The 22,275-nt window shown below is 69.0% G+C and carries 18 protein-coding genes; 11 read left to right on the top strand and 7 right to left on the bottom strand.

Annotation, left to right across the window (positions count from 1 at the left end; translation table 11 throughout):
• Positions 1-3: 3 nt before the first annotated feature.
• The 3 genes from sucB to DXT68_RS08915 form a co-directional block, all read right to left on the bottom strand.
• Positions 4-1,797: a 2-oxoglutarate dehydrogenase, E2 component, dihydrolipoamide succinyltransferase gene (sucB, locus tag DXT68_RS08925; protein ID WP_115760480.1), complete on the bottom strand. Its 1,794-nt coding sequence runs from the start codon at positions 1,795-1,797 to the stop codon at positions 4-6.
• A 67-nt stretch (positions 1,798-1,864) separates the two neighbouring features.
• A complete protein-coding gene (gene lpdA / locus DXT68_RS08920; protein ID WP_045255017.1) occupies positions 1,865-3,238 on the bottom strand; it encodes a dihydrolipoyl dehydrogenase in 1,374 nt (457 codons plus the stop codon).
• A gap of 2 nt (positions 3,239-3,240) precedes the next feature.
• Positions 3,241-4,713, bottom strand: a complete 1,473-nt coding sequence (locus DXT68_RS08915) for a leucyl aminopeptidase (protein ID WP_045255018.1) — start codon at positions 4,711-4,713, stop codon at positions 3,241-3,243.
• 105 nt (positions 4,714-4,818) lie between these two features.
• Between DXT68_RS08915 and DXT68_RS08910 the strand changes: the two genes are divergently transcribed.
• From DXT68_RS08910 to DXT68_RS08900, 3 genes are all read left to right on the top strand, one after another.
• The gene (locus DXT68_RS08910) at positions 4,819-5,760 is read left to right on the top strand and encodes a proteasome assembly chaperone family protein (protein ID WP_045255019.1); all 942 of its coding nucleotides are present in this window, start codon (positions 4,819-4,821) and stop codon (positions 5,758-5,760) included.
• A gap of 166 nt (positions 5,761-5,926) precedes the next feature.
• Positions 5,927-7,159, top strand: a complete 1,233-nt coding sequence (locus tag DXT68_RS08905) for an RNA polymerase sigma factor (RefSeq protein ID WP_045255020.1) — start codon at positions 5,927-5,929, stop codon at positions 7,157-7,159.
• The gene (locus tag DXT68_RS08900) at positions 7,159-7,851 is read left to right on the top strand and encodes a coenzyme F420-0:L-glutamate ligase (protein ID WP_045255021.1); all 693 of its coding nucleotides are present in this window, start codon (positions 7,159-7,161) and stop codon (positions 7,849-7,851) included. The genes DXT68_RS08905 and DXT68_RS08900 overlap by 1 nt, the downstream gene beginning before the upstream one ends.
• A gap of 64 nt (positions 7,852-7,915) precedes the next feature.
• Here DXT68_RS08900 and DXT68_RS08895 read toward each other — a convergent pair whose 3' ends face one another.
• Positions 7,916-8,932 (bottom strand): sugar-transfer associated ATP-grasp domain-containing protein, encoded by a 1,017-nt coding sequence (locus DXT68_RS08895; protein WP_045255022.1) that lies wholly within the window; start codon positions 8,930-8,932, stop codon positions 7,916-7,918.
• 79 nt (positions 8,933-9,011) lie between these two features.
• Here DXT68_RS08895 and DXT68_RS08890 point away from each other — a divergent pair, with 79 nt between their 5' ends.
• Together DXT68_RS08890 and DXT68_RS08885 are read left to right on the top strand one after the other, a co-directional pair.
• Positions 9,012-9,719 carry an alanine racemase gene (locus DXT68_RS08890; RefSeq protein ID WP_230108199.1) on the top strand — a complete coding sequence of 236 codons (708 nt, stop codon included), beginning with the start codon at positions 9,012-9,014 and terminating at the stop codon, positions 9,717-9,719.
• Entirely contained in the window at positions 9,716-10,756 is a 1,041-nt protein-coding gene (locus DXT68_RS08885; protein ID WP_045255024.1) for an alanine racemase, read from the top strand. The genes DXT68_RS08890 and DXT68_RS08885 overlap by 4 nt, the downstream gene beginning before the upstream one ends.
• Positions 10,757-10,826: 70 nt before the next feature.
• Here the strand turns inward: DXT68_RS08885 and DXT68_RS08880 are convergent, their stop codons facing one another.
• On the bottom strand, positions 10,827-11,042 hold the full coding sequence (locus DXT68_RS08880) for a DUF7455 domain-containing protein (RefSeq protein WP_045255025.1): 216 nt from the start codon (positions 11,040-11,042) through the stop codon (positions 10,827-10,829).
• Between the two features lie 180 nt (positions 11,043-11,222).
• On the opposite strand from DXT68_RS08880, the gene DXT68_RS08875 reads away from it, so the two are divergent.
• Positions 11,223-13,325: a DNA gyrase/topoisomerase IV subunit B gene (locus DXT68_RS08875; protein WP_082069009.1), complete on the top strand. Its 2,103-nt coding sequence runs from the start codon at positions 11,223-11,225 to the stop codon at positions 13,323-13,325.
• A gap of 40 nt (positions 13,326-13,365) precedes the next feature.
• On the opposite strand, the gene DXT68_RS08870 is transcribed toward DXT68_RS08875, so the two are convergent.
• Positions 13,366-14,583, bottom strand: a complete 1,218-nt coding sequence (locus DXT68_RS08870; RefSeq protein WP_045255026.1) for a glycosyltransferase — start codon at positions 14,581-14,583, stop codon at positions 13,366-13,368.
• 32 nt (positions 14,584-14,615) lie between these two features.
• On the opposite strand from DXT68_RS08870, the gene DXT68_RS08865 reads away from it, so the two are divergent.
• From DXT68_RS08865 to DXT68_RS08850, 4 genes are read left to right on the top strand one after another with little or no spacing between them, the layout of a single operon-like run.
• Positions 14,616-15,605 (top strand): NAD-dependent epimerase/dehydratase family protein, encoded by a 990-nt coding sequence (locus tag DXT68_RS08865; RefSeq protein ID WP_045255027.1) that lies wholly within the window; start codon positions 14,616-14,618, stop codon positions 15,603-15,605.
• Entirely contained in the window at positions 15,602-16,399 is a 798-nt protein-coding gene (locus DXT68_RS08860; protein ID WP_052677818.1) for an MBL fold metallo-hydrolase, read from the top strand. Before DXT68_RS08865 ends, DXT68_RS08860 begins: the two co-directional genes overlap by 4 nt.
• The gene (locus tag DXT68_RS08855) at positions 16,399-17,691 is read left to right on the top strand and encodes a F390 synthetase-related protein (protein WP_045255028.1); all 1,293 of its coding nucleotides are present in this window, start codon (positions 16,399-16,401) and stop codon (positions 17,689-17,691) included. Before DXT68_RS08860 ends, DXT68_RS08855 begins: the two co-directional genes overlap by 1 nt.
• A complete protein-coding gene (locus DXT68_RS08850) occupies positions 17,685-18,620 on the top strand; it encodes a 3-oxoacyl-ACP synthase III family protein (protein WP_052677819.1) in 936 nt (311 codons plus the stop codon). Before DXT68_RS08855 ends, DXT68_RS08850 begins: the two co-directional genes overlap by 7 nt.
• A 14-nt stretch (positions 18,621-18,634) precedes the next feature.
• Here the strand turns inward: DXT68_RS08850 and DXT68_RS08845 are convergent, their stop codons facing one another.
• The gene (locus tag DXT68_RS08845) at positions 18,635-21,076 is read right to left on the bottom strand and encodes a DNA gyrase/topoisomerase IV subunit A (RefSeq protein ID WP_115760479.1); all 2,442 of its coding nucleotides are present in this window, start codon (positions 21,074-21,076) and stop codon (positions 18,635-18,637) included.
• Between the two features lie 75 nt (positions 21,077-21,151).
• Between DXT68_RS08845 and DXT68_RS08840 the strand changes: the two genes are divergently transcribed.
• Positions 21,152-22,273, top strand: coding sequence for an alkaline phosphatase family protein (locus DXT68_RS08840; protein ID WP_045255031.1), 1,122 nt, complete (start codon positions 21,152-21,154; stop codon positions 22,271-22,273).
• Positions 22,274-22,275 lie beyond the last annotated feature (2 nt).

The following is a 22,275-nucleotide window of genomic DNA, read 5'->3' as shown; positions in this document are numbered from 1 at the left end:
CGGTCAGGCTCCGAGCTGAGCGGCGAACTGCGCCGACTCGAGGCGTGCCTTGACGGCGCCGAGGAAGCGAGCGGCGTCTGCACCGTCGATGATGCGGTGGTCGTACGACAGCGCGAGGTAGACGTACGAGCGCACGGCGATCGCATCGGCTCCGCCGACCTTGACGAGGCCGGGGCGCTTGACGACCGTGCCGGTGCCGAGGATCGCCGACTGGGGCAGGAACACGACGGGGGTGTCGAACAGCGCGCCGCGCGAACCGGTGTTGGTCAGCGTGAACGTGCCGCCGGCGAGCTCGTCGGGCTTCAGCTTGTTGTCGCGGGTGCGAGCGGCGAGGTCGGCGATCTCGTGGGCGATCTCGGCGATGTTCTTCGACGCCGCGTCACGAAGGACCGGGGTCAGCAGACCGCGCTCGGTGTCGACCGCGATCGACACGTTCTCGGATTCGGGGTAGACGATCTGCTCGCCGTCGACCGTCGCGTTGACGATCGGGAAGGCGCGCAGCGCCTCCGCGGCTGCCAGCGCGAAGAACGGCAGGAACGAGAGCTTGTCACCGGTCTTCTCGAGGAACGATCCCTTGACGCTGTCGCGGTACTCGGCCAGCGCCGTCACATCGACCTCGACGACCGTCGTCAGCTGAGCGGTCTGCTGCATGGACTCCACGGCGCGCTTGGCGAGAACCTTGCGCAGACGCGACATCGGCTGGGTCGTGCCGCGCAGCGGCGAGACCTCGAGCGGTGCGGGTGCTGCCGGAGCAGCAGCGGCAGCGGGCGCCGCACTGGCGCTCTCCGCGGCCTTCAGCACGTCCTCCTTGCGGATGCGTCCACCGACTCCGGTGCCGGTGACGCTCGCGAGGTCGACGCCCTGCTGCGACGCCAGGCGACGCACGAGCGGCGTCACGTAGAGGTTGTCGCTCTCGGTCGGCAGCGACAGCTTCTGCTCGGCAGCGGGCGCCGGGGTCGAGGATCCACCTGCGGCTCCGCCGGTCGCCTGCTCAGGAGCGGCTTCGGCGGGAGCCGCGACAGGTGCCTCGGCGGCGGGACGCTCCGCGGGCTTGTCGACGGGCGTCTCGGAGACGGGAGCCTGCGCGGCCGGGGCCGGGGCCGGGGCAGGAGCCTCGGCGGCGGGGGCCGGAGCCTCTGCCGGTGCAGCTGCGGGGGCCGCACCGGATCCGACGCGGGCGAGGACTGCGCCGACGGCGACGGTCTCGTCTTCGGCGGCGACGATCTCCTGCAGCACGCCGGCGACCGGCGAGGGGATCTCGGTGTCGACCTTGTCGGTGGAGATCTCGAGCAGAGCCTCATCGACCTCGACGCTGTCGCCGATCTGCTTCAGCCAGCGCGTGACGGTGCCCTCGGTGACGCTCTCGCCGAGTTCGGGGAGGACGATGTCGGTGGCGTCGCCGGAGGCGGCGGGAGCCGACGACTCGGCGGGTGCCGCCGGAGCGGGCTCGGCCGGTGCGGCGGGCTCTTCGGCGGCGGGCGCCGGCGCGGCGGGCTCGGGAGCCTGCTCTACGGCCGGTGCGGCCTGCGCGGGGGCGTCGTCCGACGGTGCCGCGGCACTGCCGTCGCCGATGCGCGCGAGAAGCGCTCCGACCTCGACGGTCTCATCTTCGGCGACGAGGATCTCCTCGATCACGCCGGTGACGGGCGACGGGATCTCGGTGTCGACTTTGTCGGTCGAGATCTCGAGCAGGCCTTCGTCCGCCTGAACGGTGTCTCCCACCTGCTTGAGCCAGCGGGTGACCGTACCCTCTGTGACGCTCTCGCCGAGCGGAGGGAGGACGACGGATGTGCTCATGACTGAGTCTCCTTCAAGAAGTTAAATGACGCGTGACTAGCTTAGTGAACTGTTCACCGGTTGGTGTTCAGAGGGCGTGCAGCGGCTTTCCCGCGAGAGCGAGGAAGGCTTCGCCGAGTGCCTCGCTCTGGGTGGGGTGCGCGTGGATGAGGGGGGCGATGTCCTCGGGGTGGGCCTCCCACGCGACGGCGAGCTGGCCCTCGGTGATGAGTTCGCCCACACGATCGCCGAGCAGATGGACGCCGACGACGGGCCCGTCCTTCAGGCGGACGACCTTCACGAGACCGCTGGTTCCGATGATCTCGCTCTTGCCGTTGCCCGCGAGGTTGTACTCGTAGGCGACCACCGCATCCGCTCCATGCTCTGCGACGGCTGCATCCTCGGTGATCCCGACCGAGGCGACCTCGGGGCTCGAGTAGGTCACCTTGGGAATCTGCGAGTCGGGGATGTTGACGGGGGAGAGCCCGGCGATCCGCTCCGCGACCGCGATCCCCTGCTGGAATCCCCGGTGTGCCAGCTGCAGGCCCGGCGTGATGTCGCCCACGGCCCACACCCCGGGGACGCCGGTGCGCAGATCCTGGTCGACGGTGACGAAACCGCGATCGAGGGCGACCCCCGCCTCTTCGAATCCGAGATCGGCGGTGACGGGGCCGCGGCCGACAGCGACGAGCAGGTAGTCGGCGGTGAAGGTCGTGCCGTCTTCGAGCGTGACCGTGACCGACGTGTCGTCCTGCGTCGCGCTCTGGTAGCGCACACCGAGCGAGTACTGGATGCCGCGGCGTCGGAACGCCCGCTCCAGGCCCTTGCTCATCGCGATGTCCTCATTGGGGACGAGATGCGGGAGCGCCTCGATGATCGTGACCTCGGTGTCGAAGGAGCGCCAGACGCTGGCGAACTCGACGCCGATGACACCGCCCCCGAGCACCAGGACGCGCTCGGGGATGACGTCGAGGGAGAGCGCCTGCTCGCTCGTCAGGATGCGTCCACCGATCTCGAGACCTGGCAGGGTGCGGCTGTACGAGCCGGTCGCGAGGATGACGTCGGTGCCGACGTACACATCATCGCCGACACTGACCGACCGGTCCGCGTTGAGGCGTCCGGTGCCGGCGACCGTGGTGATCCCGCGGGCCTTCACGAGGCCCTCGAGCCCCTTGTACTTCTTCGCGACGATCCCTTCGCGGTAGGCGCGCACACCCGCGGGGTCGATGCTCTCGAGGGTCGCGGTGATTCCCACATGGGCGGCATCGCGCACGTGCTCGGCGACCTCCGCGGCGTGCAGCAGGGCTTTGGTGGGGATGCAGCCGCGGTGCAGGCAGGTGCCGCCCACCTTGTCCTTCTCGATGAGCGCGACGGACTTGCCCAGCTCGCTCGCGCGCAGAGCCGCGGCGTAGCCGCCGCTTCCCCCGCCCAGGACGACGATGTCGAAGGTCTGCGTGGTCATGGTCATGCCTCCTTGTGGGATGCTTCGGCGAACGCGATGATCGATCGGACCATCGCCCCGGTCGGGCCCTTGCCGGTGAAGCCGTACGGCGCACCGTTGTGCTCTCCGGATCCCGCGATGTCGAGATGCACCCACGGGATCCGCGGCGCGTCCTTCTCGTCCGAGACCCGGCCGATGAAGCGGCGCAGGAACATTCCTGCATACGACGCCCCGCCCATGCGGTCGCCCATGTTGGCGTTCTGCATGTCGGCGATGGGGGAGTCGAGCATCTCCTCCATGTAGACCGGCAGCGGCATGTGCCAGGCGAGCTCGTCGGCCTTCTCCGCCGCGGACAGGAACTCGGCGACCGCGTCGTCGTCGCCGAACACGCCCGTGTGTCGGTGTCCGAGGGCCATCACGATCGCTCCGGTCAGCGTGGCGACGTCGATGATGAGATCGGGATTCTCACGGCTGGCCGCGACCAGACCGTCGGCGAGCACCAGCCGTCCCTCGGCATCCGTGTTCGGGACCTCGACCGTCGTGCCGTCGAGCATGCGGATGACGTCGCCCGGGCGCAGCGCACGTCCGGACGGCATGTTGTCGGTGATGCACAGCCAGGCGGTCACCCGCACCGGGAGTCCGAGCGCGGCGATCGCACGCACGGCGGCGGCTCCGGTGGCGGCGCCCGCCATGTCGAACTTCATGCCGACCATCGACGCCGCAGGCTTGAGCGAGAGGCCTCCGGTGTCGAACGTGATCCCCTTGCCGACGAGGGCGATGTGGCGCATGGCGTTCTCGGGCGCGTAGTCGAGTCTGACCAGGCGCGGCGGTCGGTCGGATCCCTGGGCGACGCCGAGGATTCCCCCGAAGCCCTCTGCGGCGAGCCGCTCCTCGTCGTAGATCGTCACGGACACGTCGAGGTCCGCGACGCTGTCGGCGGCGCTCTGCGCCAGCTGCGCGGGGCTCTGCCACTCCGCAGGCGTCGAGACGAGGTCCTTGATGAGTGCCACGGCCTCGCCCACGGCGACCGCCCTGTGCAGAGCGGAATCGTCGAGATCCGCGTGCAGGACGACGGCGGAGGCACGGGTCTTGCCCTGCTCGCGGCGGTAGTCGTCGAACCGGTAGCCGCCGAGCACGGCGCCCTCGGCGGCCGCATCGGCGAATGCGTCGAGCTCGGGGGAGAGGGCGACGGCGACGGCGGCGAAGCCGGTCAGGGAGCGCAGCGCGGTCCCCACGGCATCGCGGACGGCGGCGGCGTCGGGCGTGCCTCCCACGCCGACCACGGCGAAGGGGAGCGTGGTGACCTCGGGCGCGTACACGCGGGTGAATGCGGACGGCGAGCCGGTGAAGCCGATCCCCTCGAGCGATTCGGCCAGCCCGGTGTGGGCGGCCAGCGAATCCGTCGAGTCCGAGATGTCGGAGATGACGAGCACTGCGGCGTCTGCAGCGCTTCCGGGAAACTGATCTGAGGTGCGCGAGAGCGCGGGAAGCGTCATACCTCCATCCTAGGGATGGTCGGACGTGGGGACGGCGGGCGGCCTGTTCGCTCTCAGCATGACGGCCGTCACCCGTCGCCGCGATGCGGCTCGTAGCATGGACACATGCCCTTCTCCGGAGAGATCCATGAACGTGTCGCGAACGCGCCGGCAGTGCCGCGCGGGCTGCCCCTTGTGCTGCTCCTGACGGGTTTCACCGACGCGGGCAACGCAGTCTCGGGGCTCATCGAGCACCTCCGCGAGACGACCTCCCCTCGGCCGATCGCGGTCTTCGACAACGACGTGCTGCTGGACTACCGGGCGCGTCGCCCGGTGATCTCTTTCGATCAGGATCACCTCACCGAGTTCCGCCCCGCTCGGCTCGAACTCTCCCTGGCGACCGACGCGCTCGGCCAGAAGTTCCTGCTGCTGGCGGGCTACGAGCCCGACTTCGCCTGGAACGAGTTCGCACGCACGGTGGTGGAGCTGGCCGACGAGTTCGAGGTGTCCGGGCTCAACTGGGTCCATTCGATCGCCATGCCCGTGCCGCACACGCGTCCGATCGGCACCACGGTGAGCGGCAACCGCCGTGAGCTCACGGTGGCCCATTCCGTCTGGCGTCCCCGCACCCAGGTGCCGGCGACGGCGGGTCATCTGCTCGAGTTCCGCTTCGCCGAGCACGGTGAGCGGGTCGTCGGCTTCGTGCTCCTCGTTCCGCACTACCTGGCCGAGACCGAGAACCCGGATGCCGTCATCGCGGCGGCGGAGAAGCTGATGGCCGCGACCGGCCTCGTGCTTCTCCTCGACGTGGTCCAGGACCGTCGCGAGGACTACCTGGCCCGCATCGACGAGCAGGTTCTCGGCAATGACGAGCTGCAGCAGATGGTCCACGGGCTCGAGCGCCGCTACGACGCCTACATGGCCGGTCGCGACCCCGAGGACGGCTCGTACGACGAGGGCGGTTTCAACGAGCGCGACCTCCCCAGCGCGGACGAGCTGGCGGCCGAGCTCGAGCGGTATCTCGCCTCGCGACCGAGCGGTGACGAGGACAAGCCAGGTCGCGGCTGAGGTACCGGTCGAAACTTCGCCCGAATGCACCGGCATGCCCGCACGTGTGCGATACTAGGACTCTGACCCGTTGTCAATCGATCTTTTCGGAGATCTGACTTGACAAGGGTCTTACTAGTGTCCGAAATGCTCCGGGGCCTGTGAGCGGCCCCGTGAAAGGCGAAACGTGACTCCTGCCACGACGAAGAAGACCCGGACGAAGAAGACGGCCGACGCTCCCGAGGTCGACGCTCCCGTCGAGGAGACGGCTGAGAAGCCCGTCCCGAAGACCGCGGCGCAGCGGGCGGCCGCCAAGCGCGCGCCTGCGAAGAAGAAGAAGGCGGATGACATCGTCGAAGACGACGAGGCCCCCGCCGCCGCAGAGCCCGAGGAGGACGACGAGGACGCGAAGCCTGCGTTCACCGAGCCCCTGCCCACCGGCGCGATCGTCATCTCGTCCAACGACGACGAAGACGTACCGGTGTACTCGACGCAGATCACGGGTGCGACCGCTGATCCGGTCAAGGACTACCTGAAGCAGATCGGAAAGGTCGCGCTGCTGAATGCGGCCGAAGAGGTCGAGCTCGCGATGCGGATCGAAGCCGGTCTGTTCGCGGAGGAGAAGCTGTCGACGATGACCGCCGCCGAGAAGGCCGGTCAGTTGGGACTCGACCTGCAGTGGGTGGCCCGCGACGGCCAGCGCGCCAAGAGCCACCTGCTCGGCGCCAACCTGCGTCTCGTCGTCTCACTCGCCAAGCGCTACACCGGTCGCGGCATGCAGTTCCTGGATCTCATCCAGGAGGGCAACCTCGGCCTCATCCGCGCCGTCGAGAAGTTCGACTACACCAAGGGCTTCAAGTTCTCGACCTACGCCACCTGGTGGATCCGTCAGGCGATCACGCGCGCCATGGCCGACCAGGCCCGCACCATCCGCATCCCGGTGCACATGGTCGAGGTCATCAACAAGCTGGCCCGCGTGCAGCGCCAGATGCTGCAGGACCTGGGCCGCGAGCCCACTCCGGAAGAGCTCAGCCGCGAGCTGGACATGACGCCCGAGAAGGTCGTCGAGGTGCAGAAGTACGGTCGCGAGCCGATCTCCCTGCACACGCCCCTCGGTGAAGACGGTGACAGCGAGTTCGGTGACCTCATCGAGGACACCGAGGCCGTCGTCCCTGCCGACGCGGTCGGATTCACGATGCTGCAGCGCCAGCTCGAGCAGCTGCTCGATTCGCTGTCGGAGCGCGAGGCCGGTGTCATCCGGATGCGCTTCGGCCTCGGCGACGGCCAGCCCAAGACGCTCGACCAGATCGGAGACACGTTCGGCGTGACGCGTGAGCGCATCCGTCAGATCGAGTCGAAGACGATGGCGAAGCTGCGCCACCCGAGCCGCTCGCAGTCGCTGCGGGACTACCTCGAGTGATGCAGGCGAACGAGGGCAAAGCGCTCGAGACCCGCGTCGACGGCAAGACTTACGCGCGCATCCCGTTGCGCACCCGGGTCGTCATGCCGAACGACGATCTGGACTCCGTCATCGCGGAGTACGCGAAGGATGCCGTGCAGCCCGGTGACCTGCTGTTCGTGACCGAGAAGATCGTCGCGATCACGCAGGGCCGATCGTACCGTCTCGACGAGATCACTCCGCGTCCGCTCGCCCGCTTCCTCTCCAAGCATGTGGTGCGCACGTCGTACGGCATCGGTCTCGGCATGCCCGAGACCATGGAGATGGCGTTGCGCGAATGCGGCACACTGCGGATCCTGTTCGCTGCAGGAGTCTCGGTCCTCTCGAAGGCGATCGGGCGCACCGGTGATTTCTATCGAATCGCCGGAGACAAGGCCCGCGCGATCGACGGCCCCACCAAGAACACGATCCCGCCGTACAACGAGGCGGTCGTGCTCGGACCCAAGAATCCGCGCGACGTCGCGCTGCGGGTGCAGAAGCTGGTCGGTGGGGCGGTCGATGTCGCCGTGGTCGACATCAACGACATCGGCGGCAACATCCTCGGTTCGACCCTCGACAAGGCCGGCGAGCGTCGTCTCGTGCAGATCCTCGGCGACAACCCGCTCGGCCAGGCGACCCAATCCACCCCTATGGGGATCGTCCGCGAGGTCTGAGCCCCATAAGCGCGATTCAAGAGAAGCCCCGGATGCCGAGCATCCGGGGCTTCTCTCGTCGTGCTCAGAAACCGATCGCGGCCTGATAGCGAGGCTTGTGTCCGGTGCGGATGCCGGTGACGCTGGGCTTGTTCTCGTACACGCCTGCTCCCCAGTTGCCCTCGACGAGCACGGGTCCGTCGGGGGTGACGACGATGTCCCAGCCGACGTACTGGATCTGCGGCACGACCCTGGCGACCTGATCGACGAAGGCGCGCACCTCGTCCATCATCGGCAGCTGGAAGTCGGCGATGGGGAAGCCCGAGTCAGGGTGCGTGACGTGCACGTGGCCGTGGGAGTCGTAACCGGGGCCCATCGAGTGCCCGTTCTCGTCGAGCATCGTGTAGAAGCCGCCGAAGCTCATCTGATCGCTCACCGCACCCCGGCCGAACTTCTGGGCGATGGCGAGGATGTGCGTCTTCTCGCCGTCGAAGAACGCGGTGATGCGCGTGGTGTTCACGGTTCCGGGGCAGACGGCCGCGAGGTCTTCGTGCTGCCGGATGACCTCTTCCACGAGCACCTGCTTCTTGGCGAGCAGCTCCGCGTGGAACGCCGTCCAGTCGGCGACATCGGCGGCGTGGTAGCGGTGCACGCCGGTGCCGGCCTGCCCGTGCGTCTCCTTGACGACGATCGTGCCCTGGCGCTCGGTGAACGTACGCAGCTCGTCGGCGTTGCCCTCGGTGATCAGCATCCACTCGCGCTTGAGGAAGGCATCGAAGCGGGCGTCGAACTCCGCTTTGTCGTGGAAGAGGTGACGGTAGTCCGGGTGGTCGTACTGCTGCGAGATCTGATTCGACACCGGGTGGGTCATGAACGTGTCGCGCTCGGCTTTGGTGAGGATCGCGAAGTCGTAGTCGATGTAGTCCTGGAAGCCGACGTTGTGACGGCCGGCGGACCACAGCATGTCGACCACGACGACGGGCACGGCTTTGCCATGCTGTTCCGAGGCCTCTCTGGCCCTCTCGATCACCGACGCGACATCGATGCGGCGGGCGCGGTCCGCCAGGTAACGGAGGCGGGGCGCGAGGGAAAAACGTGACATGGGTCTCCAAGGTCGGGGTCGGATCCAGTCTACGGCGGGCTCGACTGCCATTCTGGGAGGCCGGAGTTAGGGTGGGAGGGTGTGTGAGAAGACATCCAGCTCCCGTCCGCGCGCGATGATCTCGCGGGCGGCCCTGGCCTCCGCGGCGGGCGAAGCCGTCGCCGCCGGAGGACGTGTCGCGGATCTGCGGCGGGATGCCTGGGGGCACGGAGTCCTGGCCGTCGCGCACGCGGTCACCGCCGCCGGCGCCGCAGCCGTGCGTGTCGATTTCGTCGAAGAAGCGGAGGCGCTGCGGCTGGAGGGGATCGACGCCGTCATCCATGGGGAGGCCGACATCGATCCCTTCCTCCTCTACGGGTTGCCCGACGCCGACGGCGACCTGCGGACGGCCCCCGTCATGCGCCTGACCGGGGCCGTGCTGTCGACGAAGCCGCTTCAGCCCGGCGATGCCGTGTCCTATGGCTACACGCATCGGGCCGAGCGGAACACGACCGTCGCACTCGTCACAGGGGGATACGCCCAGGGGATCGTGCGCAGCCTCGGCAACGCCGCCCACGTCGAGATCAGCGGCGTCGAGCGACCGATCATCGGCCGTGTCGCGATGGACGTCTGCGTGATCGACCTGCAGGACGCGGGGGAGACGGAGCCCGGCGTCGAGGTCACGTACTTCGGCGGACGCGGGCCGTCGGCTCCGGCACTCGCGCGGTGGAGCGCGGTGACCGGCCTGACGGTGGCGGAGCTGATCACGGTCGCCGGAGCTCACGCCGAGCGGGGGTGGGAGTCATGAGCCGTCCGGTCCTCGAGATCAGCACCGCCCGTTTCGCCGCCAACATCCGGGCGGTGCAGGAGCGCATCGCCCCCTCGGCGCTGATGGTCGTGCTGAAGGACGACGCCTACGGTCACGGTCTCGGCTGGGCGGTCGAAGCCGCCAGGGACGCCGGTGTCCAATGGTACGGCTCGTACGACGTCGCCAGCGGCATCGAGGCCCGACGGGTGCTCGGAGACACCGGTCGGATCCTCGCGTGGGTCACCTCAACCGATGCCGAGATCGACGAGGCGCTGCGAGCGCGGGTCGACCTCGGTGTGGGAAGTGCGGAATACCTGCGGCGGATCATCGCCCGTGCGCGTCACCTCGAGCGGCGTGCCAGGGTGCATCTCAAGATCGACACCGGCCTGCACCGCAACGGTCTGCTGCCGTCGGAGTGGGAGAGCGTGCTCGTCGAGGTCCGCGCCGCGGAGTCCGCGGGGGAGCTCGCGCTGGTCGGTATCTGGAGCCACCTGGCAGAGGCCAGTGACGCGGAGGACGACGAGGCGCAGCGACTGTTCCTCGAAGCGGTCCGGGTCGCCGGGCAGACCGGTGCGACGCCCGATGCACTGCATCTGACCGCATCGGCCGCCTCATGGTGGCGGCCGGAGCTGCGCGGATCGGTGTCGCGGATCGGTGCGTTCTGCTACGGGGTCCGCTCGGCGGAGGGGCCGGAGCTCGATGGGATCGAGCCCGTCGCGCGCCTCGGCGCAGACGTCGTGGACATCGTCGACGGCGACGCGGTGATCGGGATCGGTGCCTTCGACGGCATCCCCTCGTCGTTGGCGGGGTGTCGCGTCGGCACCCCCGACGGTCCGCGCGAGCTGCGACGCATCGATGCGACCACATCGGTGGTCGCGGGGTGGACCGGCGCAGCCGTCGGCGATCGGGTGTGGGTGTTCGGCCCGGGGGATCAGGGCGAGGACAGCGCCACCACGCTCGCGGAGCGCATCGACACGGTCGGCGAGGAGATCCTCACCCGGCTGACGTCGCGTGTACGCCGCGTGGTCACGCCGTGAGGCGCGTGCTCATGCCTTAACGAGAGCGGGACCCGTCAGAAGACGGGTCCCGAGGCTGATCGATCCGAGATCAGTCGATCAGACGAGCGGTCTCATCGTGCCAGCTCGTCGCGACGCTGCGAAGCTTCTCTTCGTACTTGCGCCCGTGGTGGGCGCAGAAGAGGAGTTCGGAGCCGTTGACCTCGGCCGCGATGTATGCCTGAGCTCCGCAGGAATCACAGCGATCCATGGCGGTCAGGCGGAACTCGACGGTGGAGGTCTCACGTTCGGTCGTTGTTGCGTTCATCTCGGTGCCTCCTTGAGTGTCGGGTCCCTGCTGGGCGTGTTCAATACAACCACGCTGTCGCTGTGGGCATGCCCGGTTTGCGGCGTGTTTCGCTCAGCGCGTACGCTGCGCACCTCTCTCATCCGGCCCTGAGGAGTGTCGGCGGCTCCGCAGGCCACGCGGAGAATAGACTCGGAGATTGTGACCGCCGAGTATTCCGCCCATCATCTCCAAGTGCTCGAAGGGCTCGAGGCCGTCCGCAAGCGCCCCGGTATGTACATCGGCTCGAACGGATCGCCCGGCCTGATGCACTGCCTCTGGGAGATCATCGACAACGCCGTCGACGAGGCCGTCGCCGGCAACGGGTCGAAGATCGACATCATCCTGCACGACGACGGCAGCGTCGAGGTCCACGACCGCGGTCGCGGCATCCCCGTCGACGTCGAGCCGCGTACCGGACTCACCGGCGTCGAGGTCGTGTTCACGAAGCTGCATGCCGGTGGCAAGTTCGGCGGTGGCTCGTACGCCGCATCCGGCGGTCTCCACGGCGTGGGCGCGTCAGTGGTCAACGCCCTGTCGGAGCGCCTCGACGTCGAAGTGGACCGCGGCGGCAAGACCTACGCGATGTCGTTCCACCGCGGCGAGCCCGGACTCTTCGCCGACGACGGCGAGAAGCGACCCGATGCCGTGTTCACCCCGTTCCGCGACAAGAGCGAACTGCGGGTCATCGGCAAGGCGCCGCGCGGAGCGGCCGGAACCCGGATCCGCTACTGGGCCGACCACCAGATCTTCACGAAGGATGCCGCGTTCCAGCTCAACGAGCTGGTGACGCGCGCGCGGCAGACCGCCTTCCTCGTCCCCGGCCTGGAACTCGTCATCCGCGACGAGCGTGCGGCGAACGGATCCGAGGTCGAAGGCCAGCCGATCGAGACCTCCTACCGGTACGACGGCGGTATCTCGGAGTTCGTGGAGTACCTCGCGAACGACGCTCCTGTCACCGACACCTGGCGCATCCAGGGCGAGGGCACCTTCAAGGAGACCGTTCCGGTGCTGCAGGCCGACGGCCACATGATCGCGACCGAGGTCGAGCGCGTCTGCGCCGTCGACATCGCCATGCGGTGGGGCACGGGCTACGACACGACCACGCGGTCGTTCGTCAACATCATCTCCACGCCCAAGGGCGGCACCCACCAGCAGGGCTTCGAGCAGGAGCTGCTCAAGGTGCTGCGCGCACAGGTCGATCAGAACGCGCGTCGGCTGAAGGTCGGCGCCAACGACAAGCTCGAGAAGGACGACGTCCTGGCCGGCCTCACCGCGGTGCTCACCGTGAACGTCCCCGAGCCGCAGTTCGAGGGGCAGACCAAGGAGATCCTCGGCACACCGGCCGTGCGCCAGATCGTGGCCCAGGTGATCCGCAAGGATCTCGCGGCGCGCTTCAGCTCGACCAGACGCGATGACAAGAGCCAGGCCACCCAGCTGCTCGACAAGGTCGTCGCCGAGATGAAGGCTCGTGTGTCGGCGCGTGCGCACAAAGAGACGCAGCGACGCAAGAACGCACTGGAGTCCTCGACGCTTCCCACCAAGCTCGTGGACTGTCGCACGAACGAGGTCGAGCGCAGCGAGCTCTTCATCGTCGAGGGCGACTCGGCGCTCGGCACGGCCAAGAACGCGCGCAACAGCGAGTTCCAGGCCCTTCTGCCGATCCGCGGCAAGATCCTCAACGTGCAGAAGGCCTCCGTCGGCGACATGCTCTCCAACACCGAGTGCGCGTCGATCATCCAGGTGATCGGTGCGGGGTCGGGGCGGAGCTTCGACATCGACGCCGCCCGCTACGGCAAGGTCATCCTGATGAGCGACGCCGATGTCGACGGCGCGCACATCCGCACGCTGCTGCTGACGCTGTTCTATCGGTACATGCGCCCGCTGATCGAACACGGACGTGTGTTCGCTGCTGTGCCGCCCCTGCATCGCGTGATCGTGATCAACCCGGGGTCGAAGCCCAACGAGACGATCTACACGTACAGCGAGCAGGAGATGCACGCGCTGCTGGCCAAGCTGCGCAAGGCCGGCAAGCGCTGGCACGAGCCGCTGCAGCGGTACAAGGGTCTCGGAGAGATGGATGCCGAGCAGCTCGCCAACACGACGATGGACCGCGGTGGGCGACTGCTGCGCCGGGTGCGCATGGAGGACGCCGAGGCGGCCGGTCGGGTGTTCGAGCTCCTCATGGGCAATGAGGTCGCTCCGCGTCGGGAGTTCATCATCGATTCGTCGGACCGGCTGTCCCGCGAGTCCATCGACGCCTGACCCCGACGCCTGACCCCGACGCTGACCCCGACGTCCGGCCTCAGCGCGCGGCGGTCATCGCGGCACGGTAGACGTCGAGCAGCGCATCGCGATGCGTGTCCTGCGCGACATGAGCCCGGTGTGCAAGAGCAGCGGCGCTCATCGCGGCGATCCGATCCGGAGCATCCTGCAGGCCGCGAAGCGCGTGCGCGAGTCCGGCGGCATCGGGTGTGGGGGTCACCTGTCCTCCGCCGTCGGGCAGCATCTCGGCCAGATCAGGGTCGGTGACGATCACCGGCAGCCCCGAGGCGATGCCTTCGAGGATGACCATCGGCTGGTTGTCGAAGTCGAGAGACGTCGATACCAGCACATGCGCGCGGCGCATGGCATCGAGCACCTGCGACTGGGGCACCGCGCCGTGCACGGTGAGCCGCTCGTCCGGCAGATCGGCGGCGGCCGCCGACACGGCGCGACGTGCGACGCCGTCGCCGATCATCTCGGCGGTGGTCCCCGGCAGACGACGCAGCGCGTCGACGAAGACCTGCGGGCGCTTCTCCGGAGACAACCGTCCGCACCACACGACTCGGAGGGTCTCACCGGCGCGGAGCTCCCGGGGCTCCGGACTGCCGACCGCATGGAGAACACTCGCTTCGAGCCCGTTCGACAGCACGGTGAGGGGAGTCTGCACCCCCTGCGCGACGAGCTTCGCCGCGAAGTGCGCGGACGGCACGACGACATGATCGGCGTGGTTCGCCTGACTGACCATCAGCCGCCACATGCGGCGTGCCATCCGGGTCCCTGCGTAGGGGGCCGTCGGGTCGAGGCGTGCTCGTCCGTGGCTCATCCGGTGCCGGTGCATCGCGGCGAGCAGCATCGTCGTGACCGAGGGGAGTGGGAGCACCGATCGCGTGTAGACGTCGATGCGCCCGTGCATGGTCTGCACCACAGGCAGGCCCAGCGCCCGCGCCGCGTCGAACCCGGCGAGCGCGGCGAACATCTCGGTGTGCACGTGGACCACCTCGACCCTGCGGGCCCGGAGTTCGCGACGCAACGACTCCGCTGCGGCCTGCGGGGGCCAGGTGAACGGGTACCCGTCAGGGGCGAAGCCGCGGGCGGTCGGCAGCCGCACAACGTGCGGGTCGTCGCTCTCCGCGGCCAGCGGCGCGAAGACGAACACCTCGTGCCCTGCCTGCTCCAGGGCCTCGCGATGAGCCTTGATGACCGTCTGCACTCCGCCCAGCGTCGGCAGGTAGTAGTCGGTGACCATGGCTATGCGCACACGACCACAATAGGGCGGCTAGGGTGAGGGGCATGTCCGGAGCCCGTGTGCTGGTGACGGGGGCGAGCGGGTTCCTCGGCGGGCACGTCGTGCCCGATCTGCAGAGGCACGGGTACGAGGTCTTCGCCGCGGGCCGCGACATGTCGGCGCTCGAGCGCGTGGCCGACGAGGCACATCGGGTTCCCGGCGATCTCACGTCACTGCGGCGCCTGACCCTTCCGGTCGATGCTGTCATCCACTGCGCCGCCCTCTCGACGCCGTGGGGTGCGTGGCGGGACTTCCGGTCGACGAACATCGAGGGCACGGGCCACGTCGTCGAGTTCGCCCGTCGCAATGGTGTGCGCCGGATCGTGCACGTCTCCTCGCCGAGCGTGTATGCGGCGCCGCGCGATCGGCTCGCAATCCGCGAGGCGGACGTCGACCGCAGCAACCGTCTGAACGGATACATCCGCTCCAAGATCGCCGCGGAGGACCTCCTGCTCGAGGCGCGGGACGCCGGAACGGTCCCCGAGCTGGTCATCGTGCGGCCGCGGGGACTCATCGGGCTCGGCGACCCGAGCCTCGTGCCCAGACTCCTCGCGGTGCACCGGCGGATCGGCGTGCCGCTCTTCGACGGCGGCGACACCCTCATCGACCTCACCGCGGTCGAGAACGTGGCGTCCGCTCTGCGTCTCGCCCTGCACCGTGGCGATGCCGCCGGGGGCGTCTACAACATCTCCAACGACGATCCCCGACGATTCCGTGACCTGCTCACGACCCTGCTCGGCCTCCTCGGGCAGCAGCCGCGGTTCCGTCCGCTGCCCCGGCCTCTCGCCTGGACCCTGGCGGGTGTTCTGGAGCAGGTCTGCTCCGCTCTGCCCTGGCGTCCGGAACCTCCGCTCACCCGCTACACCCTCACCACGATCGCCTACTCGCAGACCCTCGACATCTCGCGCGCGAAGGCCGACCTCGGATACCGACCCGAGGTGTCCCTCGACGAGGCGCTCACCCGGGTCGCGGCGCACCTGAAGGGACACGCATGACCGGCCGCCTCCGCCACTACGTGTGCGGGAAGACCGTGCACGATGTCGGCGCCATGTTCCACGGGGAGCCTCGCGGACGCCGGGAGTTCCCCTCCGGCGTGTTCCTCTACGACGCTGCGGACGGGCGGCGAGTGCTGTTCGACACCGGATACGCGACAGGCGAGTGGCGCACGGGGTGGCGCGGTGCGGCGTATCGGCGCCTGCTGCCGCCGCAGGTGGACGACGAGGACGATATCGCGATGCAGCTCCGCGGCGACGGTGTGGATCCGGCATCCGTCACGCACGTCGTGCTGTCGCACCTGCATCCCGATCACATCGGCGGCGTCCGCCGCTTTCCGCATGCGACGTTCGTGCTGAGCGCGGGGCACCAGCGGACGCTCGCCGGACCGCGTCTGCGCGACGGGGTTCTGACGGGGCTGCTGCCCGACTGGTTCTCGGGGGTGGAACGGCGCACTCTCGCCGACGACGCGTTCGTCGACGTCGCGGTGCGGGGTACGGTGCTGCGCGGGCACGATCTGCTCGGCGACGGCTCGTATCTCGTCGTGGACCTCCCCGGCCATGCCGACGGGCACCTGGGAGCCCTGATCGAGGGCCGCGTCCTGCTCGCCGGTGACGCGGCATGGGGGACGGACCTCCTCGACGCCTCGGGGCGATTGCGGATGCTCCCGCGCGCGGTCCAGCACGACCCGCAGCGGTACGCGTCCACGGCGAGCAAGCTGCGCGGCCTCGCCGCCGCCGGCATCCACGTCGTCTGCAGCCACGACCCGCTCGGAGCCACGGAGCTGCTGAGCTGATGTCGCGACTGAGGATCCTGCGCGAGTTCGCGGCGGTGCGGTGGCTCCGTCCGCTGCGCACGCGAGCGGCGATCGAACGGCGTCAGCGGCGCCTGTTGCGTGCGCATCTGCGATTCCTGCGTCGCCGGTCCCGGTACTTCGGCGACCTCCTCGCGACGCGACCCTTCGCGGACCTGCCGCTGATGGACAAGAGCGTCATGATGACGCGGTTCGACGACATCAACACGGTCGGTGTCGTCAGGGATGACGCGCTGGCACTCGCGATCGCGAACGAGCGCGCGCGGGAGTTCGATCTCGACCTGGGAACACATTCCGTGGGGCTCTCCAGCGGCACGAGCGGCCACCGCGGCCTGTTCGTGGTGAGTGCGGCCGAGCGTGACGCATGGGTGGGCGCCGTGCTGGCACGCACCTTGCCGCGTCGGGCCCTGCTCGGACACCGCATCGCGCTCTTCCTGCGTGCGGACAACACGCTGTACGAGTCCGTCGGCTCTGCGGCGGTGTCGTTCCGCTATTTCGACGTGTACGCGGACATGGGGGAGAACATCACGGCCCTGCGCTCCTTCGGCCCGACCATCCTGGTGGCTCCGCCTTCCGTGCTCCGGCTGATCGCACGGGCCGCGGATGCCCGGGAGTTCGACGTCGTCCCGCAGAAGGTCTATGCGGTGGCCGAGGTGCTCGAGGTCTTCGATGCGCAGCGGATCACGCGCTCGCTGGGACAGGAGCGTCTGCATCAGCTGTACCAGTGCACCGAGGGGTTCCTCGCGCACACCTGCCCCCATGGGGTCATCCATCTCAACGAAGACGACATCCTGTTCGAACGGGAGTATCTGGACGCCGAGCGCTTCACCCCCATCGTCACGGATCTGCGTCGTCGTGCGCAGCCGATCGTGCGCTACCGCCTCGGAGACGTGCTGCGCGAGCGCACGTCGCCGTGCCCGTGCGGCGCCGCGACGACCGCGATCGAGCGCATCGAGGGGCGAGAGGGCGACACGCTCGTCCTCCGCGGACTCGACGGCCGCGAGGTGCCCGTGTTCGCCGACGTGATCACGCGTGCGCTGCTGTACGCCGACGGGTTCGATGAGTACCGCATCACGCAGATCGGCGAGTCGCGCCTGCAGATCGCGCTGGACACGGTCGAAGATCGGTCCCGGAGGCGCGTGGCGGATGAGGTCGGAGCGCTCGCGGATCGACTCGGATGCGAGCGTCCGGACCTCGAGTTCGTCGAATTCGTGCCCGACGGGTCGGTGAAGCTGCGTCGGGTCGTGCAGGGATGGGGGGAGCGGAGATGGTGAGGAACTGCGAGATCGCGGGGTGGGGGACATCTCTGCCCTCGCGCACGGTGACCTTCGGAGGGGAGACGCGGTACCGCCTCGACGATGACACGTCGCACCTCGACATGCTCGCGGAGGCGTGCGAGCGCGCGCTCGCCCACGCAGGAGTCGCGGCGGATCAGATCGACCTCGTGCTCGGGGCATCCGCGGCCGGCATCCAGCCGATCCCGTGCACGGCGGCACTCGTGCTCGAGAGACTCACGTCGACCGGTCGCGCCGCCGCGTTCGATGTGAACTCCACCTGCACGAGCTTCATCACGGCGCTCGACATCGCTTCGCGCTATCTGGATGCGGGGGACCACGAGACGATCCTCGTCTTCGCGGGAGATGTGGGCAGCCGGTTCCTCAATCCCGAGCAGCGTGAGAGCTTCGAGCTCTTCAGCGACGCCGGCGCTGCCGTGGTGCTGCGCCGTTCCACGGATCCCTCACGGGGAGTGATCGCCAGTGCGCAGCGCACCTGGCCCGCCTACGCGCACGACACGGAGATCAGGGGCGGACTGTCAGGGTCTCCGGCACAGGCGTATGCCGAGCGGGACCCGGCGGACTACCTCTTCGACATGAACGGGCGCCGCGCGCTGCTGGGGATGATGCGCGTGCTGCCGGACTTCTTCGAGTCGTTCCACGAGAGGGCGGGCATCTCGTATGACGATGTCGCGCTGTGGGTGCCCCACCAGGCGTCCGCAGCGCTCGGCCCGATGCTCGACCGTCTCGGGATCCCCGTCGAGCGACGCATCGACGAGGTGCGGCAGTTCGGCAACATGGTCTCGTCGTCGGTGCCGTTCATGCTCACCCGCGCGCTCGACAGCGGGCGGGTGCGTCCAGGTGACACGGTGATCCTCTGCGGCACGGCCGCCGGCCTCACCGCCAACATCCTGGCGCTGCGCCTCTGACGGCGCACGATCGGTCAGACCAGGGTGCGGCCGATGCTGCCGATCACGCCATCGATCGGCTGACCGGACGCATCGCGCCTGGCGCCCGCCTCGGGGAGCTTCCGCACGGCACCGGTGGGGTCGACGGCCTGCGCCGGGGTCGGGCCGACCCAGGCGACCGTGAGACGGTCCTCGCCCTTCAGGAACGAGTGCGCCCGGACACCGCCGGTCGCGCGCCCCTTCGTGGGGTACTCCGTGAACGCCGAGACCTTCGCCCGCCCCGGCTCGGTGCCCGGGAGGATGCTATCGGAACCGGAGACGGTGGCGACCACTGCATCCGCGTCGGGGGCCACGGCCCCGAAGAACAGCACCGTCGAGCCTGCGCCGAGTTTGATCCCTGCCATGCCGCCGGCGGGCGCACCCTGCGGGCGCACCGCGGACGCCGAGAAGCGCAGCAGCTGAGCATCGGTCGTGACGAACACCAGGTCGGCATCGTCTCGCGCCTCGACGGCTCCGACGACGGTGTCACCGGGCTTCATGCCGATCACCTCGAGGTCCGGCCGCACGGGCAGCGTCGAGGGGACGATCCGCTTCACCGTTCCCTGCGCGGTGCCGAGCGCGATCGGGGTGTCGCTGTCGAAGCGGACGAATCCGAGGATCCGCTCTCCCCGCGTCGTGATCCCGAGGTAGTCCCGCAGCGGCGCGCCGGCGGCGAGCTGCACAGAGGACGACGGCACCGACGGCAGGTCGACGGGGGAGAACCGCAGCACTCGCCCCTCGGAGGTCAGCGCGCCGATCTCGGCGCGCACCGTCGTCTCGAACGTGGCGAGGATCGCGTCGTGCTTGCTGCGCCGAGGCGGCAGCGAGAGCTCCTGGCCCTCACCGAGATCCACGCGCACAGCCCGCCCGGTCGTGGACAGGACCAGTACGGTGGGTGCATCTGCGATCTGGAGGTCGACCGCGCCCTTCGTCGCGCGAGGCTTGGCAGGAGCGGCGTTCATCAGCAGCGTGCGGCGAGGGGTGCCGTACGCGTCGGCCGCGGCATCGAGCTCCTTCGCGACCGCGGCGCGCAGCAGCACGTCGCTGGCGAGGAGTTCGCGCAGAGCCGCGATCTCGGCCAGAAGAGCATCGCGCTCGGTCTCGAGCTCGATCCGCGAGAACTTGGTCAGACGGCGCAGGCGCAGCTCGAGGATGTATTCGGCCTGCAGCTCGCTGAGATCGAACACCGAACGCAGCCGGGACCGCGCCTGCTCCGAGTCGTCGGAGGAACGGATGACCTGGATGACCTCGTCGATGTCGAGGATCGCGATGAGCAGTCCCTCCACGAGGTGCAGGCGCTCCTCGCGTCGGGCGAGACGGTAGCGACTGCGCCGGGTGATGACCTCGAGTCGGTGCGCGACGTAGACGCGCAGCATCTCCTTGAGCCCGAGCGTGCGGGGCTGCCCGTCGACGAGCGCGACGTTGTTGATGCTGAAGGAGTCCTCGAGGGGCGTCAACCGATACAGCTGCTCGAGCACGGCCTGCGGGTCGAAACCGGTCTTCACGCCGATCGCGACGCGGAGTCCGTGGTTGCGATCGGTGAGGTCGGTGACATCGCTGATGCCCTGCAGCTTCTTCGCCTGCACCGCATCGCGGATCTTCTCGATCAGCCGCTCGGGGCCGACCATGTACGGCAGCTCGGAGACGACGATCCCGGTGCGCCGCGGTCCGAGCGGTTCCACCGAGACCTTGCCGCGCACCTTGAGAGCGCCGCGGCCGTTCGCGTAGGCGTCCTTCACGCCGTCGAGGCCCATCAGGATGCCGCCGGAAGGGAAGTCCGGGCCAGGCACGAACTCCATCAGCTCCTCGGTGGTGGCATCGGGGTTCTCGAGAAGGTGCGTGGCCGCGGCGACGACCTCGATCAGGTTGTGCGGGGCCATGTTGGTGGCCATGCCGACCGCGATGCCGCTCGCGCCGTTGACGAGCAGGTTCGGGAACGCCGCAGGCAGCACCGAGGGCTGCTGGAACTGCCCGTCGTAGTTCGGCACGAAGTCGACGACATCCTCGTCGAGGTTCTCGGTGAGGGCCATCGCCGGCGAGGCGAGCCGCGCCTCCGTGTATCGGGCGGCGGCGGGACCGTCGTCGAGTGAACCGAAGTTGCCGTGCCCGTCGACGAGCGGCACCCGGAGCGCGAAGTCCTGAGCGAGACGCACCAGTGCGTCGTAGATCGCCGAATCACCATGAGGATGCAGCTTTCCCATGACCTCGCCGACGACGCGGGCGCTCTTGACGTGGCCGCGGTCGGGACGCAGTCCCATCTCGGACATCTGGTAGAGGATCCGTCGCTGCACGGGCTTCAGACCGTCACGCGCATCGGGCAGCGCCCGGGAGTAGATCACCGAGTAGGCGTACTCCAGGAATGAACCCTGCATCTCGGTCTCGAGATCGATGTCCTGGATTCGCTCCGGTGCGAGCTCGGCAGGCGGGTTCTTCGGCATGGCCATCCTGAGTGTGCGAAGGCTGAGTTGTGCAAAGACTGAGCGCGTGGGGGAGCCTGTGTCAGACTGGCTCGGGTGTCCCTCATTCTACCGGCCGAGCCCGCCGCCGCTCGGAGCATCGTCGGGGTGGCGGACGACGTGTTCGACGCCCTTCACGGCGACTCCGCGGTGCTCCCGCGTGCCGATTCGGTCGTCCTGGTCCTCGTCGACGGACTCGGGGCCATCAGTCTGCGCGCTCATGCCGGTCACGCGCGCGCACTCACGGCGGGTATGGCGAAGAAGGACGTGGCGTACTCGGTCTTCCCTTCGACCACCGCGGCGGCGCTCACCAGCATCCTGACGGGTGCATGGCCGGGCGAGCATGGACTGGTCGGATACCGAGTGCGGGATCCCTCGCGGGACGTGCTCGTGAACCAGCTGACCGGGTGGGAATCCGAGGGCCTGGATCCGATGACCTGGCAGGCTGCCCCGACGATCTTCGAGCGAGCGATCGCAGAGGGACGACCGGCGTACGCGGTCGGTGTCGCCGCCTATGCCGAGAGCGGATTCACTCGGGCGACGCTGCGCGGAGCCAGCTTCGTCGCCGCGCAGACACCGGCGGATCGCGTGGCCGCGGCCTACGACCTGGCCGAGCGGAACCCCGGTGCGCTCGTCTACTGCTACCTGCCCGAGGTCGACAAGGCGGGGCATAGATACGGCGTCGACTCCGCCCAGTGGGTCGCGGCGCTCGAGGAGATCGACGGCGCCCTGTCTCTCCGCGTGCCCCCGGGGGTCGGCGTCCTCGTCACCTCGGACCACGGGATGGTCGATGTCCCGGCGCATCGGCAGGTCGTCCTCGAGGCGGAGCACCTCGCTGGCGTCCGTCACGTCGGCGGCGAGCCCAGGATGCTGCATGTCTACACGGATCCCGAGACGGATGCCGCGGCCGTCGCCGCGCAGTGGTCGTCGGATCTGCGGGGACTGGCCGATGTGGGCACCCGAGCGGAGGCGATCGCCGCGGGTCTCTTCGGGCCGCGGGTCACCCCTGCCGCCGCGTCGCGGATGGGCGACCTGCTGATCGTCGCCCGGGGGAGCGGTGCGGTCTACGACGGGACGGCCGCGGATCAGCGCGGTCGCGGCATGGTCGGACAGCACGGCGGTCTCACCCCGGAGGAGAGACAGGTGCCGTTGCTCCGGCTGGGGTCCTTCGCGCGCTGACG

It is taken from the genome of Microbacterium foliorum (assembly GCF_003367705.1).
In the GTDB taxonomy this organism is placed as follows: domain Bacteria; phylum Actinomycetota; class Actinomycetes; order Actinomycetales; family Microbacteriaceae; genus Microbacterium; species Microbacterium foliorum.
This window is presented reverse-complemented; position numbering and strand designations above follow the sequence as displayed.